The sequence below is a fragment of the Sphingobacterium athyrii genome, from assembly GCF_003071065.1.
Taxonomy (GTDB): Bacteria; Bacteroidota; Bacteroidia; order Sphingobacteriales; family Sphingobacteriaceae; genus Sphingobacterium; species Sphingobacterium athyrii.
The window spans coordinates 97,911-113,653 of sequence record NZ_QCXX01000008.1 but is presented as its reverse complement, the minus strand read 5'-3'; the positions used below and the strand labels follow the sequence as shown (position 1 = coordinate 113,653).

Annotated in this window: 24 protein-coding genes; 20 read left to right on the top strand and 4 right to left on the bottom strand. The window is 40.4% G+C overall.

What is annotated here, in order from left to right; all coding sequences use genetic code 11:
* Positions 1 to 99 precede the first annotated feature (99 nt).
* The 3 genes from DCO56_RS23870 to DCO56_RS23860 all read left to right on the top strand — a co-directional run bounded on the left by DCO56_RS23870 (position 100) and on the right by DCO56_RS23860 (position 3,207).
* Positions 100 to 2,061, top strand: a complete 1,962-nt coding sequence (locus DCO56_RS23870) for a tetratricopeptide repeat-containing sensor histidine kinase (protein ID WP_108636212.1) — start codon at positions 100 to 102, stop codon at positions 2,059 to 2,061.
* Positions 2,054 to 2,680, top strand: a complete 627-nt coding sequence (locus DCO56_RS23865; RefSeq protein WP_108636211.1) for a response regulator — start codon at positions 2,054 to 2,056, stop codon at positions 2,678 to 2,680. Before DCO56_RS23870 ends, DCO56_RS23865 begins: the two co-directional genes overlap by 8 nt.
* 110 nt (positions 2,681 to 2,790) lie before the next feature.
* On the top strand, positions 2,791 to 3,207 hold the full coding sequence (locus DCO56_RS23860) for a hypothetical protein (RefSeq protein WP_146191126.1): 417 nt from the start codon (positions 2,791 to 2,793) through the stop codon (positions 3,205 to 3,207).
* Between the two features lie 117 nt (positions 3,208 to 3,324).
* Here DCO56_RS23860 and DCO56_RS23855 read toward each other — a convergent pair whose 3' ends face one another.
* Positions 3,325 to 4,137 (bottom strand): hypothetical protein, encoded by an 813-nt coding sequence (locus DCO56_RS23855; protein ID WP_146191125.1) that lies wholly within the window; start codon positions 4,135 to 4,137, stop codon positions 3,325 to 3,327.
* A gap of 150 nt (positions 4,138 to 4,287) precedes the next feature.
* Positions 4,288 to 4,905: a fibronectin type III domain-containing protein gene (locus DCO56_RS23850; RefSeq protein WP_108636208.1), complete on the bottom strand. Its 618-nt coding sequence runs from the start codon at positions 4,903 to 4,905 to the stop codon at positions 4,288 to 4,290.
* A gap of 287 nt (positions 4,906 to 5,192) precedes the next feature.
* On the opposite strand from DCO56_RS23850, the gene DCO56_RS29105 reads away from it, so the two are divergent.
* Positions 5,193 to 5,606 carry a hypothetical protein gene (locus tag DCO56_RS29105; protein ID WP_146191124.1) on the top strand — a complete coding sequence of 138 codons (414 nt, stop codon included), beginning with the start codon at positions 5,193 to 5,195 and terminating at the stop codon, positions 5,604 to 5,606.
* A gap of 9 nt (positions 5,607 to 5,615) precedes the next feature.
* Here the strand turns inward: DCO56_RS29105 and DCO56_RS23845 are convergent, their stop codons facing one another.
* Positions 5,616 to 6,587 carry a helix-turn-helix domain-containing protein gene (locus tag DCO56_RS23845; RefSeq protein WP_108636207.1) on the bottom strand — a complete coding sequence of 324 codons (972 nt, stop codon included), beginning with the start codon at positions 6,585 to 6,587 and terminating at the stop codon, positions 5,616 to 5,618.
* 190 nt (positions 6,588 to 6,777) lie between these two features.
* On the opposite strand from DCO56_RS23845, the gene DCO56_RS29785 reads away from it, so the two are divergent.
* A complete protein-coding gene (locus tag DCO56_RS29785) occupies positions 6,778 to 7,125 on the top strand; it encodes a DUF2750 domain-containing protein (RefSeq protein WP_108636206.1) in 348 nt (115 codons plus the stop codon).
* A 67-nt stretch (positions 7,126 to 7,192) separates the two neighbouring features.
* The gene (locus DCO56_RS23835; RefSeq protein WP_108636205.1) at positions 7,193 to 8,146 is read left to right on the top strand and encodes a helix-turn-helix transcriptional regulator; all 954 of its coding nucleotides are present in this window, start codon (positions 7,193 to 7,195) and stop codon (positions 8,144 to 8,146) included.
* A 216-nt stretch (positions 8,147 to 8,362) separates the two neighbouring features.
* Here the strand turns inward: DCO56_RS23835 and DCO56_RS23830 are convergent, their stop codons facing one another.
* Entirely contained in the window at positions 8,363 to 8,833 is a 471-nt protein-coding gene (locus tag DCO56_RS23830; protein WP_108636204.1) for a DinB family protein, read from the bottom strand.
* A gap of 341 nt (positions 8,834 to 9,174) precedes the next feature.
* Between DCO56_RS23830 and rplC the strand changes: the two genes are divergently transcribed.
* The 14 genes from rplC to rpsN all read left to right on the top strand — a co-directional run bounded on the left by rplC (position 9,175) and on the right by rpsN (position 15,679).
* Complete coding sequence (rplC, locus tag DCO56_RS23825; RefSeq protein ID WP_077438124.1) at positions 9,175 to 9,792, top strand: 50S ribosomal protein L3; 618 nt, start codon at positions 9,175 to 9,177, stop codon at positions 9,790 to 9,792.
* 5 nt (positions 9,793 to 9,797) lie between these two features.
* The gene (gene rplD, locus DCO56_RS23820) at positions 9,798 to 10,427 is read left to right on the top strand and encodes a 50S ribosomal protein L4 (protein WP_108636203.1); all 630 of its coding nucleotides are present in this window, start codon (positions 9,798 to 9,800) and stop codon (positions 10,425 to 10,427) included.
* A gap of 1 nt (position 10,428) precedes the next feature.
* On the top strand, positions 10,429 to 10,719 hold the full coding sequence (rplW, locus tag DCO56_RS23815; protein ID WP_077438123.1) for a 50S ribosomal protein L23: 291 nt from the start codon (positions 10,429 to 10,431) through the stop codon (positions 10,717 to 10,719).
* Between the two features lie 6 nt (positions 10,720 to 10,725).
* Positions 10,726 to 11,553 carry a 50S ribosomal protein L2 gene (rplB, locus tag DCO56_RS23810; RefSeq protein WP_108636202.1) on the top strand — a complete coding sequence of 276 codons (828 nt, stop codon included), beginning with the start codon at positions 10,726 to 10,728 and terminating at the stop codon, positions 11,551 to 11,553.
* Positions 11,553 to 11,819 (top strand): 30S ribosomal protein S19, encoded by a 267-nt coding sequence (gene rpsS / locus DCO56_RS23805; RefSeq protein ID WP_002997495.1) that lies wholly within the window; start codon positions 11,553 to 11,555, stop codon positions 11,817 to 11,819. The genes rplB and rpsS overlap by 1 nt, the downstream gene beginning before the upstream one ends.
* A 6-nt stretch (positions 11,820 to 11,825) precedes the next feature.
* Complete coding sequence (rplV, locus tag DCO56_RS23800; RefSeq protein ID WP_077438121.1) at positions 11,826 to 12,260, top strand: 50S ribosomal protein L22; 435 nt, start codon at positions 11,826 to 11,828, stop codon at positions 12,258 to 12,260.
* 11 nt (positions 12,261 to 12,271) lie between these two features.
* Positions 12,272 to 13,063, top strand: a complete 792-nt coding sequence (gene rpsC, locus DCO56_RS23795) for a 30S ribosomal protein S3 (protein ID WP_108636201.1) — start codon at positions 12,272 to 12,274, stop codon at positions 13,061 to 13,063.
* 62 nt (positions 13,064 to 13,125) lie between these two features.
* A complete protein-coding gene (rplP, locus tag DCO56_RS23790; protein ID WP_046674870.1) occupies positions 13,126 to 13,548 on the top strand; it encodes a 50S ribosomal protein L16 in 423 nt (140 codons plus the stop codon).
* Positions 13,549 to 13,640: 92 nt separating this feature from the next.
* Positions 13,641 to 13,859 (top strand): 50S ribosomal protein L29, encoded by a 219-nt coding sequence (gene rpmC, locus DCO56_RS23785; protein WP_108636200.1) that lies wholly within the window; start codon positions 13,641 to 13,643, stop codon positions 13,857 to 13,859.
* 14 nt (positions 13,860 to 13,873) lie between these two features.
* Positions 13,874 to 14,128, top strand: a complete 255-nt coding sequence (rpsQ, locus tag DCO56_RS23780) for a 30S ribosomal protein S17 (RefSeq protein WP_028071573.1) — start codon at positions 13,874 to 13,876, stop codon at positions 14,126 to 14,128.
* Between the two features lies 1 nt (position 14,129).
* A complete protein-coding gene (gene rplN, locus DCO56_RS23775; protein WP_104385212.1) occupies positions 14,130 to 14,498 on the top strand; it encodes a 50S ribosomal protein L14 in 369 nt (122 codons plus the stop codon).
* Between the two features lie 2 nt (positions 14,499 to 14,500).
* Positions 14,501 to 14,848, top strand: coding sequence for a 50S ribosomal protein L24 (gene rplX / locus DCO56_RS23770; RefSeq protein WP_108636199.1), 348 nt, complete (start codon positions 14,501 to 14,503; stop codon positions 14,846 to 14,848).
* Positions 14,848 to 15,417 carry a 50S ribosomal protein L5 gene (gene rplE / locus DCO56_RS23765; protein WP_046674875.1) on the top strand — a complete coding sequence of 190 codons (570 nt, stop codon included), beginning with the start codon at positions 14,848 to 14,850 and terminating at the stop codon, positions 15,415 to 15,417. The genes rplX and rplE overlap by 1 nt, the downstream gene beginning before the upstream one ends.
* Positions 15,410 to 15,679, top strand: coding sequence for a 30S ribosomal protein S14 (gene rpsN, locus DCO56_RS23760; protein WP_028071569.1), 270 nt, complete (start codon positions 15,410 to 15,412; stop codon positions 15,677 to 15,679). Before rplE ends, rpsN begins: the two co-directional genes overlap by 8 nt.
* The last annotated feature ends 64 nt before the right edge of the window (positions 15,680 to 15,743 follow it).

Below are 15,743 nucleotides of genomic sequence, written 5' to 3'. Positions count from 1 at the left end.
AGTAGTATAAAATGTAGTCAGGAAAACAACAATATATTATCTTTTTTTTGCATTTTGTGTGATAGAAATAGACCAATCTGTCAATATCAAGCTGAATAGATGAAAAAACTTGTTTTTCTTACGATACTGCTGTGCAGCATGCTTTTATCTGCTTTTGCATTACAGCAGAGTGGGCCCTCTACCAGTTTCATTGACAGTCTACGGAATGTATTCAATACCGTTAAGAATGATAGCCTGAGAGCGAGAGCGGCTCTTTTGATCGCGAATCAGTCGATGTTTGAAAAAAAAGATTCAGTCACTGCTCTACGCTATTTGGGCGAAGCACAAAAATTATGTGTAAAGCAGTCATACCTGAAGGCTTTATATACATACTATCGAGCTTCACATACTTTTATGACCGCGGGGGAGACCAATGAATGTCAGCAGCTTTACAGGCAGGCTGCGGTTATGCTGGAGAAATTTAATACCCGGGAAGCTTATGAATTTTGGGTGAAAGCCTGGTGGAATTACGCGATGATCATTGATCATAAAGATGATCGGAAAAGCATGGTGAAGATCCAGATTGATAAAATAATTCCCGCAGCGATCAAACAGAAGGACTATAATCAGGCTGCAAAATCCTACCAGGCGATTGGCTCCGCTCTGAAGGAAATCGGCGATACAGAAAAAGGTATCTATTATTTTAAAAAGGGGCTTGAACTCTATGAGAAATACCCTCTTTCTAAAGAGAGACATGCAATATCATTATTAAACTTAGCGCGTGAATATGTTGAATCGCGCGAACTTAACTTAGCGAAATCCTATCTGTTAAAATCAGAGCAAATTTTAGATACATTAAAGGAGTCTTTGGCGCATCTGAATTATGGTGAAACAGCCAGTATGTATTATTGCGCAATGAATGATTTTCCGAAAGCGCTTCAGGTTGTCGAAAAAGCGCTGAAAATTGCGGAACGGCTAAATATGCCTTATGAGATCGGCATGATGCATTATCAGAAGTTTAATATCTTTTATAGTTTGGGAAAATATGAACTTGCATTGAAGGAGCTTAAGATTGTCATGCGGGACATGCCTTATGATATGACAAGTAACATGCAACAAATTGCCAAAGATTTGTCTAATACCTATGTCAAATTAAACGATTACCCAAATGCTTATAAATGGCTTGGGAAACATGTTGCTATTAAAGACAGCTTGGCACAAGCGGCTTATAAAAGTGAAATAGCTGGCCTGGAGACCAGATTTAGAACAGCTGAGAAGAACGAGAAAATCATGAGACTGGAGTTTGAACAGAGGCAGACTGTACTTCAACAGAAAAACCAGCGTTTGTATAATTATATATTGGGTATATTTTCTTTGGTCTTGCTGTTGTTGCTCGGTTTGTCTGTCTATTTATATCGTCAGCACAGGAGGAGGGCACAACGCGACCTGGAACTGTTGGCACAGCAGCAAGAACTTCAAGTGACCAAAGCGCTCTTGGAAGGGGAGGAACAGGAACGTCATCGGGTTGCCCGTGATTTGCATGATGGCCTTGGTGGGCATTTGACTGCTATGAGACTGCAAATATCTTCCGAGGGGAATCAGCCCGTATTGGATGGGATAAAATCTCAGCTGGATCAGATGATCTCAGATGTCAGACTGATCGCACATAATATGATGCCTGAAAACTTATCACGCTCGGGGCTATTGGTTGCCCTTGAAGATCTCTGTACTTTGATGCAGCATGGCACTGCTGTTATTGAGCTACAGTGCAACGGCCTCTCCAGCACTATCGCGGAGAATATGCAGTTGAATATTTACCGTATTATTCAGGAGCTGATCAATAATGCCATTCGACACGGGAATGCAGATCAAATTATCGTGCAATGTCTGCAAAATGAGCGAGGCTTTTTGATCGGTGTGGATGACAATGGCAAAGGATTTGACGTGAGGGAGGTTGTGGAAGCTAAAGGGGGAATGGGACTTAAGAATGTACAAATGAGGGTAGCATATTTAAATGGAAAAATGAATATCTCGTCACAGCCGGGGGCGGGAACAAGTGTCAATATTGAAATCAATGTCTGAGGAGCAAAAAACATTGGCTATCTTGGATGATCATCCAATTGCCATCGAAGGAATCAAATCATTTTTAAAAGAAAATCTGTCATACGGCAGGGTGCTTGGATTTTCACTGGGTCGGGCCCTGACCGATTTTTTGAAGCAGGATCAGATAGACCTGCTCTTATTGGATATTGCCCTGCCCGATACGAATGGTATCGATCTGTGCGGCGAACTCAAAAGGAACTATCCCGAGCTTATCATCGTTGGGTTTAGTAATCATATGGCGCGCAATAGCATCCTGCAGATGCTTGCCAATGGTGCTGCAGGATATATCCTGAAAAGTGCCGATGCAGAGGAAATTATAACCTGTATTCAGAAAGTTTCTCAAGGCAGTATGGGCTTATGTGGGGCAACGCAACGGCTCATAGCCGCCGCACCATCCCGACAACTGCCTTCACTGACAATGCGCGAGAAACAGGTTTTGCAGTTACTGGCAGAAGGAAAAACTAGTGCGCAAATTGCCGAAAAACTATTCCTGAGCCCATTGACAGTGGATACTTACCGAAAAAATCTGATTCAGAAATTTGCCGTAAAAAATACTGCAGAACTGTTGACAATACTATTTAAGGAAAATTTACTCTAGACGCTTGTTTGTAATGACTACCCTAAAATTGGGAGGGTAAATTACCCTATTTCGTGGTATTGTTCGACCTCCAGCGTATATCTACTTTTGTTTATATAGATATGCAAAAGATGAAAACTATTAACAAAAACCTAATGATCCTTTGCCTAGCGGCAATGGTGTCAATGATCTTTGTCGGATGTAGCAAAGACAAGAATGAACCTATCGTTTCGGGAAAAATAGATGGCATTGTAGGCTCTTTTAAAGGAAAGATGGTCATCGGCGGTGATGCTGAATATTTTAATGCGATTGTCAATGTTACAAAGGTGGATGATGGCAAAGTGAAAGCGACAGTGAAGACAGGCGAGGCCTATAGTAGAGCTACGGCTAAAACATTCCCTGTACAGAACGTCTCAAATATCCATATTTCCGGTCAGGGACCCATGGGGTCAATTACCTATAAACTTGATGATAAGAATATTCAAATTAGCACAGAGTCTGAAGCTAGCAGTGATGTAGAATTTTATTTTGAGGGAACAAAGCAATAATCACTTTCGTTAGAAATTCAACAAAAAAAATCACGGTCCAACTAAATGGAATGTGATTTTTTTGTTTTATCCAGTACTGGATTGAATTTCTTGGGAATATTACGCTCAATAAGAAGCCTATTTCAGATTTTTATTCAGTTCATCCAGTCCTTTGTTGACAATCTCGGTCCTTCTGTAACATTCTTCCGATCTGGCCTGAAGCGCGTTGAAGGAGGCAAATAGAACCTGTCCGTAGTCGTTGTACCTATCCTGCAGTTCGATGACTTGGGACAAAGCCTCTTTAAATTCCTCCTGGTCACGGTCCAGGGAAACAATATCGACCTGAGCCTCTAGATAATTGCTATAGATCTGTTGGATATCGTCCCAGAGCTGTTCGTCGATCCAGCTTTCTTTTTCATAGATCATCTCAAAATGGGCATTAAACCATCGGTATGCTTCGGAAACCTCATCATGGAGATCCTGTATCCGCTGGTTGTGGTAGATTGCCCCCTTAAAGAACTCTCCGATATTGATGTTGATTTCGGCGCCGTCATCATGTTCGTCGAAGGGGAGGACGGAAGGCGCTTTGATCTTAAGCATGACTTCCAGTATATCTAGGTCCTGCTCAATGGGCAGCAATAGATATTCAAGTTCGGCTATTTCATAATCAATCTCTTCCAGAATCCGATATTGCTCTTTGAGTGTTTGAAGCATATCCCAGGTGAGGTCGTGCATGAGGTAGTGGGCATCAAGGCCTTTTTTTTCAAAATCTGACCGGGGCTTATCAAGGTCAAAGCGGAGGACAATTGGCCTTAGCTGGTGTTCTCTGACGATTTCTTTCATAATTGTAGTGGTATGGATATCTGGAATTACCGCCATTTTAACTGTTTTGACCGGTCTTTTTTTTGGTCCTTCCCGCATCAAGATAGAAAATGGCGGTGTTTTTTCCAAATCTGTTTTTTTTGTTAGCGTAGTCTATACGCTCATATCTGTTGATTTATACCTCCGCTAAGGGAAGTTCATAGTTGTTCAGGAAAATGCGGCTTCCTCGAGTCTTTAGCGTGTCAGGCCGGAGGAAGCCGGCGATGTAGGACCTAGCGACTACAGTACAAAACTGCTTATCGCATCACTGTAATTTGGTTTCGGATCAATGCCGATATAGGTGACCCTGAACTCATACTCTTTGAACGTTTCCAAGCCATCGATCACGCAGGTACTCTTTGAGCTTAGTTGGGACGACCATGCTTCATTGCTTCCCTTGAGCCTGTACTGGTACTCATACATTCTCGCCCCGGCCCATGCGGTTGTTTTCAGATTGACACGGCCGCTGCCTACCTGATCGGGTTCAGCAATGAGGCGTTGCGCTTTAGGTACAAAGCCATTATAAGAAGTATTTGTTTTTCGGATATTGAATCCCGCCGCCAGTACAATCGTGTCGTCGTTGCCTGCGATGGTATCCACATATTTGCCGAGCTCTTTAAGGACGTAGACCAGTTCCTCTCTCTTTTGTTTACGGATCATAATTGCCCTGGTATCCCTATAAGCAGCTTCTGTAGCCGAATTACGGAAGGCGGTAAGTGCCGCATTGAGTACAGTCAGTGCCGGAATCGGTGTTGGAAACAGGACTGCTTCATTGGCCATCTTGGTCGCAATCTGTTCTGCGGTCTGCATCAGTTGTACATCTGTTTGATCTTTTTCGTTAATTGTTAATTGACTCATAATTTTTAAATGTTAAAAGTTTAAAATAAATTATTGTGCTAGCAACGATACAAACATACGACAGTGGGGAGGACGTGGAGGGGGTAAAATTCCGCCAAAATGCAAAAAGCTGAAAATTCTTTTTGGCGGAATTTTACCCCTAATAATTATTGATTTGAAATAAATATTTTCTTGTAAACTGAGTTTGGATGGCGTAGAGGTTGATTTTAGATGGTCTGGTTGGCTAGCCTGAACTTAAGGGAAAAGTTTGTCCCCCTGAGGGGAAAGTAAATTCCCCTAGGAATTTTTTGAAATCCCTTAAGGGAAAAGTTTATCCCCCTGAGGGAAAATCAAATTCCCCTAGGAATTTTTTGGAATCCCTTAAGGGAAAAGTTTGTCCCCCTGAGGGAAAATCAAATTCCCCTAGGAATTTTTTGGAATCCCTTAAGGGAAAAGTTTATCCCCCTGAGAGGAAATCAAATTCCCCTAGGATTTTTTTGGAATCCCTTAAGGGAAAAGTTTGTCCCCCTGAGGGAAAATCAAATTCCCCTAGGAATTTTTTGAAATCCCTTAAGGGAAAAGTTTGTCCCCCTGAGAGGAAAGTAAATTCCCCTAGGAATTTTTTGAAATCCCTTAAGGGAAAAGTTTATCCCCCTGAGAGGAAAGTAAAATCCCCTAGGAATTTTTTGAAATCCCTTAAGGGAAGAGTTTGTCCCCCTTAGGGGAAAGCGCTAATCTTCATCGTCAAAGTTATATTTTGCATTATGGAGCTTCCGTTCTACGACAGGTGTGTGTCCGAAATAATGGATATAAGTTTTAATAAAATATTTGGCCGTCGAAAACTGTAATCTGAAAGCGATCATATCAACGGAATCGTTGGAGGTTCGGAGCATTTCCCGGCCTTTATAGATCCGTATGGCCTGAATGGCCGAATTTACGGTTAATCCGTTATCTTTAAATACTCGGTATAATGTTCGCTCGCTTGTAAGCAGGGCGGCTGCAATACACTGAATGTTGATTCCCTCATCCATATAATGTGCATAGATATAGGCCTTTGCCCGATGAAGGAGCGAGATGTCCTCTTGTTGAGCCGATTTGCGCTGTTCGGTCAGATCCCTATGATAAAGCTCAATGATATTGCTTGTATAAAATTGTAGTCTGACGCTTAATGAATAGGCCGAGGATTTGGTCTGTTGGATAAGGTCGAGCACTTTTCTGATGCGGTAGCCAATCTTTTCCGTGGCTAATACCTGTGTTACCTGTAGCCTGTCCAGTTGCAGCGTATTCCATTCCAGTGCTAAGGAGCTGGAATCTTCTATTTCAACTCCGATCAGGATCATGGCGACTTTACCGGATTTTATCTGATAGCTGATTTCTTGATCCGTATTAAAGTAGCCCAAGTATTGCTGATGGACTAGAGTGGATTGATTAAAGCCTTTTATGGAAGAAGAACCATGAAATTGGAAAGCCATCCAGAGCGCAGTCTGGCTATTGCAGATATTAAAATTCCAGTCTTCTTCAAAAGTTCCGGCTATTTCCAAAAAAGTATGACTACCTATTTTTTTACTGGCGATATACTGATCTTTAGTACAAAGAATAGGATCCTCCGCCGTCAGAAAATTAAAGTACAGTCCTTTGGGAGCAGTATGGCGTTGTGCTAAATGGTACGGATATTTAAGGTTTATGCTCTTGTTGATCAGCATACTTTTTCGAAAAATTGGTTAGTATCGTTAAGATACAAAAGTATTTCGGTATAAGCAATTTAATGCTGTTCAAAGATTATTTTCTTTTTAAAGGACAGTGTAAACAGGAATAGAAAATGGAATTCAAAAGGACTAAAGGAAAAAACGGCAAAGCTATTTATCTGCATTAACCAGCTCTGCCGTCAGGTAGCTGCTATTCAACGATAATATTGATCCCTGCCATATTCGCTTTATATCTAATTTTTTCAATCAGTCCGTAGTAACTCCAGTTGCGGAGCAGAAATTCATCTTCTTTAGCGAATTCTTCTTTTTTTCTATTTGGCCATTCCCAGAATACGCATTATTGTCAGCAGTCAAAGAATGGTCAGATTATTCGCCCAAAGAAATTACTTTAGATGAATTTGAGACGGACGTGCTAGATTTGATTGAACACCATAATTATTTAATTAATGTATTTTCCGTCGATTCAAAGGCTGGGTTCGTGGTCAATGTAAAGGAATTTGCTCGGGATATGGGTGATGAATTGAAAAAGTATTAAGCATCATGTGCTTTTGAAAGTCTTTTTCTACGTCGGAAAAAAATGAATAACTCGTATCTTTATCCCTATGACCGACATTCAGAAAAGATTTGACCGTATCCTTGCTATTTATATGCACCTGCAGGCAAAACCTGTGGTGACTGCCGCTGCGCTGGCAGAAAAATACGAAGTAAGCCTGCGGACGATCTATCGCGATATCCGCTCGCTCATGCAGGCAGGAATACCTATTTATGGCGAAGCAGGAAATGGCTATTCTTTGGTCGAAGGATATAAAATGCCGCCCCTGCAATTTAGCCGCGAGGAGGCCCTGAGTTTTGTCGCTGCTGAAAAATTGGTTGAGAAGTATACCGACAGGAATCTCGCCCACCATTTTACGACAGCTATGCTCAAGATGAAGGCTATTTTGAGAGGGAACGAAAAGGAACATGTTGCTTTGTTGGGGGACAATTTTCTCGTTCGAGGCGGCCGCCATCAGTTTAATGAGAAATTGACCCATGGCACAAATACACTTATAGAAAGTATAGCGGAAAAAAAATGTGTGGAAATTTATTATTCCAAACCGTCAGACAAGACACCGGAAAAACGGGAGATTGAAGCAGTGGGTATTTTTGTGGAAAGTAAGTTTTGGTATGTCCTTGCTTTTTGTAAACTCCGCAATGACTACCGGCAATTTCGCCTGGACCGGATCAGCAAGATCCGGAAGCTCGCTGATAGTTTTGGAAAAGAACACCCCGAACTTTCTTTTTTTCTGAATAAACGGCACGAGACGCCAACAACCAAAGTGGTAGTGCAGGTGAACAGAGAGATGGCGAGGTATATGGAATGGGATCGCCATTACTTTGGATTTCAAAAGGAAGTGGTTACTGACAGTTATGTTGAAATGCACTTTGAAAGCATCCATGTTGAAAGTGGATTTGCACGCTGGTACATGATGTTTGCCGATAAAGGAAAGATTATAGAGCCGGAATCGCTAAAAGGAACTGTAAGGCAATTGCTGGCGGCAGCACTCGAACAGGTTTAATCTGAAATTAGGGGAGCATGAGGTTCCCCGTCGAGAGATTCCTAAAAAGAATACTTGTCCGGTATCTGAATTGAACCCGAACAAGTATTTTTATAAAATATAGATTTTAAGATGTCAGTGATAATAATGTGGCAGGTCTCCAATATTATATAGAGCGTCTTCGACTAGTAATACTAGAATCTACCATCTCAAATCTAATATCTCTCATCTAACAAGTTAATCCCGCTCCCAGAAAAATGGAGGTTGGATACCCAACAAGCGTAAATAGACAAATCCTTGACCACGGTGGTGGATCTCATTATCGATGAAATAGAATATACTATGGATGATCGGCGAATTGTATTGTCCGAACAGGTTAAATTCTTCGGAGAAACGTTCTGTTGGAATCTTGTCGAATAATGCACTGATCTGTGGAGTAGCCTCATCCCAGGCCTGTAACAGTTGAGCTTTGGTCGTATAGTTAAACTTCTCATTAAGCTCCCCGCTTTTATTATTGACAATTTCCTGCAGCCCGGGGACAGCGATGCCCAGAAGCTCCTGGATCATTTCGGCAAATGTCCGCATGCCTTCTACTTTATAATTGAAAAGTGCTTCTTCCGGAAATTTTTCGATCGTTTGTCTTGTTAAATTTCTGTGGCCTAACCAATGTGCAAGCAGTTCGTTCTTGGAAATGATTTCTGTTTTCATGATTATCGTATTTTAAGTGTTTAAATTTTAATCTGGATGAATTGTCTTCCGTTATTAAGACAGTTCAAAATTAGCCGGATAAATGACAGCTGTATGGCAGTAGAGCAAATGAAATCTTGTTTTTTTATTTTTTTGGTGAATGAATTGTGCGGAGTGGCGTGAGTGGTCTGATCGGATGAATAAAATCGGAGTAGGGAGGAAATTAGAAAATAAAAAAAATAATTCACTAATTATTTGACAGTTATAAAAATGTTTGTAACTTTGCAGTCCCTTAATGGGAATAGTGTGTCTTGAGCGAAGCCCTACTGCTTCGAAGGACTTTTAATTAATTAATTTACAACATGTCAGGTATTATTGGAAAAAAAGTAGGAATGACAAGCCTGTTTAACGCTGAAGGAAAGAATATTCCTTGTACAGTGATTCAGGCTGGGCCGTGCGTGGTTACGCAGATACGTACGGAAGAAAAGGACGGCTACTCGGCAATTCAACTTGGTTTCGATGAAGCTAAGGAGAAAAACACGACAGCTCCTTTGAAAGGGCACTTTGCGAAAGCAAATACAACGCCTAAGCGTAAGTTGGTAGAGTTTAAAACTTTCCCAGATGCAAAACAACTTGGTGACGTAGTTGACGTTACACTTTTCGAGGAAGGCGAATTCGTAGATGTAGTCGGTACTTCAAAAGGTAAAGGTTTCCAAGGTGTAATGAAACGTCATGGATTTGGTGGTGTAGGTGGTGCGACTCACGGTCAGCACAACAGACTACGTGCTCCAGGTTCATTAGGTGCTTCATCATGGCCTTCACGCGTATTTAAAGGTATGCGCATGGCTGGTCGTACAGGTGGTGACAGAGTTAAAGTTCAAAACTTACAGGTGTTGAAAGTTTACGCTGAGCAAAACCTTATCGTTGTTAGTGGTTCCATTCCAGGAGCTAAAGGTTCTTATGTAATCGTAGACAAATAGTAGAGATGGAAGTTAAAGTTTTAAATTTATCAGGTAAAGAAACAGGTGCCAAGGTGCAACTTCCTGAGTCGGTATTTGGGTTAGAGCCTAACGATCATGCGATCTATTTGGATGTGAAACAATACTTAGCGAACCAACGCCAAGGAACTCACAAATCTAAACAACGTAATGAAATCGCGGGTTCAACTCGTAAATTACACAAACAAAAAGGTACTGGTGGTGCTCGTGCGGGTTCTATCAAATCTCCATTGTTTAATGGTGGTGGTCGTGTATTCGGTCCTCAACCTCGTGACTACTCGTTCAAATTGAACAAAAAATTGAAACAAGTAGCACGTAAATCAGCGTTGTCTTACAAAGCAAAAGATAATAATATTGTGGTATTGGATGAAGTAAAATTCGATGCGATCAAAACTAAAAATTATGTTGCTTTAATAAATGCGTTGAACGTAGCTGATGAGAAAACATTGTTGGTATTGCCAGCTTACGATGAAATTGTTTATAAATCAAGCAGAAATTTGAAAAAAGCAAAAGTTATTGTTGCTTCTGATTTAAATACATACGATGTATTAAATGCAACAAAATTATTGTTAACAACAGATGCTGTTAAAACTTTGGAGGAAGCATTAGCTAAGTAATATGGAAATTATCAAAAAACCTATCTTGACTGAGAAAGCTTCTATCTTAACGGAAAAATTAAACCGTTACGCTTTCAAAGTAGATCACAGAGCAAACAAAATCCAGATTAAATCAGCTGTTGAAGCTATGTTCGGTGTTACAGTTCTTGCTGTAAACACTGCAGTTGTAGCAGGTAAAGCAAAAAGCCGTTACACAAAAGCAGGTTTCGTATCTGGTAGAGCTCCTAAGTATAAAAAAGCTATCATTACTATTAAAGATGGCGAAACTATTGACTTTTACAGTACTATATAATTTAAGATGGCAGTTAAAAGATTCAAACCGGTAACCCCTGGTACTCGTTTCAGAATAGGCGCAGATTATTCTGATATTACTACAAACGTTCCTGAAAAATCGTTAGTAGTAAAAATCAACAAGAAATCAGGTGGTCGTAATAACTCCGGTAAAATGACTATGCGTTATCTCGGTGGGGGACATAAAAAAGTATACCGATTAATTGATTTCAAACGCGATAAAAAAGATATCCCTGCAAAAGTAGCTACTATTGAGTACGATCCAAACCGTACTGCTCGTATTGCATTGTTGCACTACGCTGATGGTGAAAAACGCTACATCATTGCTCCAGCTGGTTTACAAGTTGGTCAAACTGTAGTTGCAGGTGATAAAGTTGCCCCAGAAGTTGGTAATACATTACCATTAGCAAACATTCCATTGGGTTCTATCATCCACAACATTGAATTAAATCCTGGTCAAGGTGGTTCAATTGCTCGTTCGGCTGGTACTTATGCTCAATTGTCTGCTCGTGATGGTAAATATGCCATCATCAAATTGCCTTCAGGCGAAACACGTATGATCTTATTGACTTGTGTTGCTACAATTGGTTCGGTATCGAACCATGAGAGATCTAACCAAGTGTTAGGTAAAGCAGGTCGCAAACGTTGGTTAGGTCGTCGTCCAAGAGTTCGTGGTGTTGCGATGAACCCAGTAGATCACCCAATGGGTGGTGGTGAAGGCCGTACTTCAGGAGGTCACCCACGCTCACGTACAGGTGTATTAGCTAAAGGCTTCAAAACACGTTACAAGAAGAAAACATCGAATCGTTACATCATTGAGAGAAGGAAAAAATAATGGCTCGTTCAATTAAAAAAGGTCCTTATATCGATCACAACTTAGAAAGAAAAGTTCTTTCTATGAATGAAACTAACAAAAAGTCAGTTATCAAAACATGGTCTCGTAGATCAATGATTTCACCTGATTTTGTTGGCCATACCTTCGCAGTGCACAACGGGAATAAATTTATCCCTGTTTATGTAACAGAAAATATGGTAGGTCACAAGCTTGGTGAATTCGCGCCTACGCGTACATTCAGAGGCCACGCAGAAAAGAAAAAATAATAGGTAATGGAAGCAACAAAAAAACTTAAAAAGTCTGTCTTAATTAGACAACGCAAAGAGCAAGAGAAAGCTCAACAAGGTGGAGCTTCGGATGCCAAATTATTGAACTGCCCTACTTCGCCTCGTAAGATGCGTTTAGTGGTAGACTTAATTCGTGGCCAGCGTGTTGAAAATGCATTATACATTTTGAAACACTCTAGTAAAGAAGCTGCTGCTCGTGTAGAAAAATTATTATTATCTGCAATCAAAAACTGGGAAGCCAAAAACGAAGGTAAATCAGTGGAAGAAAGCGAACTTATTGTAAAAGAAGTATCAGTAGGTGGTGGTCGTCAATTGAAAAGATTGCGTCCGGCTCCTCAAGGTCGCGGATACAGAGTTCGTAAACGTTCAAATCACGTTACGTTGGTAGTTGATAGCAAATTAAACGTTGAACAAAACTAATTTATTGAGAAATGGGACAAAAAGCAAATCCAATAGGTAGCAGATTAGGAATCATCAAAGGTTGGGATTCTAACTGGTTCGGAGGTAAAAACTATTCCGATAAATTAGTTGAAGACGAAAAAATCAGAAAATATCTTTCTGTTCGTATTGCAAAAGGTGGTGTAGCTAAAGTTGTTATCGAAAGAACTTTAAAACGTATCACTGTTACAATTCACACTGCTCGTCCAGGTATCGTTATCGGAAAAGGTGGTCAAGAAGTTGACAAGATCAAAGAAGAGTTGAAAAAACTGACTAAAAAGGATGTTCAAATCAACATTTTCGAGATCAAACGCCCTGAGTTAGATGCTAAGTTAGTAGCTGAAGGTGTCGCTAAGCAATTAGAGGCGCGTATTTCATTCCGTCGTGCAATGAAAACTTCAATCGCTTCTACCATGCGTATGGGTGCAGAAGGTATCAAAATCATGTGTTCCGGTCGTTTAGGTGGTGCTGAAATGGCACGTACTGAACAATACAAAGAAGGAAGAACTCCTTTACACACATTGCGTGCTGATATCGACTACGCTTTAGCTGAAGCATTGACTACATACGGTAAAATCGGTATCAAAGTTTGGATCTGTAAAGGTGAGGTTTACGGTAAACGTGACTTATCTCCAAACATTGGTCAAGCATCTGGTGTAAAATCACGTGGCAACCACGAAGGTGGTGGCGAACGTCGTGACAACCGTAACAAAGGTGGTCGCGGTGGAAACAGCCGTGGTGGAAACAACCGTGGTGGAAATAACCGTGGTCCGAAAAAAGATTAATAGAGTTTATTTAGATTACAACAAAAACCTGCTGAAGAAGCAGATTTAAAAAGTATACGAACATGTTACAGCCAAAAAGAACGAAGTTCAGAAAGATGCAGAAAGGCCGCATGAAAGGTAACGCTTCTCGTGGAGCGGAGTTAGCTTTCGGTTCTTTCGGTATCAAAACAATGGAGCAAGCATGGATCACTAGTCGTCAAATCGAGGCAGCTCGTATTGCGGTTACACGTTATATGAAACGTGAAGGTCAAGTTTGGATTCGTATTTTCCCTGACAAACCTGTTACGAAAAAACCTGCAGAGGTACGTATGGGTAAAGGTAAGGGTGCTCCAGAATACTGGGTAGCAGTAGTACGCCCAGGCCGTATGTTATTTGAAGCAGAAGGTGTGCCTTTGGAAATTGCCAAAGAAGCTTTACGCCTTGCAGCTCAAAAACTTCCGGTTCAAACTAAGTTTGTGATTCGTAGAGACTACGTTGAAGCATAAAAATCTTGGTAATGTCATCATTTAAGCGTTAGGGCCGTTACTCCTAACGCTACATATAAACGGATGATACCCCAAATAACAACTGAAAAAACATGAAAAATTCAGAAATTTTAGAATTATCTAATGAGGACTTAGCAGCTCGTCTTGTAGAGGAGAAAACAGCCCTTACGAAATTGAAATTTGCACATGCTGTTTCAGCTATTGAGAACCCTAACGTGATCAAGGCAGCACGCAGAGCTATCGCTCGTATCAGCACAGAAATCAGTGCACGCAAAGCTGCAGCTAAAAACGAAACAGCCTCTGAGGCGTAAAATTTAAAGTCGAAATGGAAAGAAATTTAAGAAAAACAAGAATCGGCTTAGTAGTTAGCAACAAAATGGACAAGTCTATTGTAGTGGCTGTTGAACGTAAAGTAAAACACCCTATCTATGGTAAGTTCGTTAAAAAAACTACTAAATTTAAAGCTCATGACGAAACTAATACCTGCGGTATCGGCGACACGGTATTAATTATGGAAACTCGTCCGCTGAGTAAAACAAAAAACTGGAGATTAGTTGAAATTATAGAAAGAGCTAAATAACATGGTACAACAAGAATCAAGACTTAATGTAGCTGACAATAGCGGTGCTAAAGAAGTTTTAGTAATCCGTGTATTGGGCGGTACGCGTAAGCGTTATGCATCAATCGGAGATAAGATTGTTGTATCGGTGAAAAGCGCTATGCCTTCAGGAAACGTGAAAAAAGGTTCCGTTTCTAAAGCAGTAGTCGTTAGAACGAAAAAAGAAATCCGTCGTAAAGATGGTTCTTATATCCGTTTTGATGACAACGCCGCTGTATTATTAAATAATAATGATGAGCCACGTGGCTCACGTATCTTTGGCCCTGTTGCCAGAGAATTGCGTGAGAAACAGTTCATGAAAATTGTATCACTAGCACCGGAGGTTTTATAATTATGGCAATCAAGAAAACAAAAACGACTACGCACAAAATCAAAATTAAAAAAGGTGATTTAGTGAAAGTTATCGCTGGTAACTCTAAAGGTGTTCAAGGAAAAGTATTAACTGTTTTAGTGGATAAAAATAGAGCTATCGTTGAAGGCGCTAACATCGTAAAAAAACACACTAAACCAAGTGCAGCTAATCCTAATGGTGGTATCATTGAGAAAGAAGCTGGTATTAACATCTCTAATTTAGCTGTTATCGATCCTAAAACAGGTGAAACTACCCGTGTAGGCCGTAAGTTAAATGCAGATGGTAAATTAGTTCGTTACGCTAAAAAATCAGGGGAGGAAATTAAATAATGACTTACGTACCAAGATTAAAAGTGAAATATGCGGAGGAAATCCGTAAAGCACTTCAAGAAAAATTTCAGTATAAAAGTATTATGCAGGTTCCTAAACTTGAGAAAATCGTTGTTTCACAAGGCGTAGGAGCTGCAACAGCTGACAAAAAATTAATCGATAACGCTATCGCTGAATTGACTTTAATTACAGGTCAACAAGCCGTTGCTACAAAATCGAAAAAAGATATTTCAAACTTTAAATTACGTAAAGGTATGCCTGTAGGGGCACGTGTTACTTTACGTGACAACAACATGTTCGAATTCTTGGATCGTTTGGTAGCAGTATCGCTTCCACGTATTCGTGACTTCCGCGGTATCAACGATAAAGGTTTTGACGGACGTGGTAACTATAACTTAGGTATCACTGAACAAATCATTTTCCCTGAGATCAACATTGATAAAATCAACAAGATCCAAGGTATGGATATCACTTTTGTGACTTCTGCTCAAAATGATGTTGAAGCTTTAGAATTGTTGAAACAATTCGGTTTACCATTTAAAAATCAAAATACTAATAACAATGGCTAAAGAAGGATTAAAAGCACGCGAAGTAAAACGCGCTAAATTGGTAGCTAAATATGCGGCAAAACGTGCAGAATTAAAAGCTGCTGGCGATTACGTTGCATTAGATAAATTACCTAAAAATGCTTCTCCGGTACGTTTACACAACCGTTGTAAATTGACTGGCCGTCCTAAAGGATATATGCGTCAATTCGGTATCTCCCGTGTAACTTTCCGTGAGATGGCTTTGGATGGCAAGATCCCAGGGGTGAAAAAAGCTTCTTGGTAATTAAAAAAAAATACTTAATTTTGCCCGGGCAATTCTACTTAGGATTGCCGGGTTTTTGCATTTA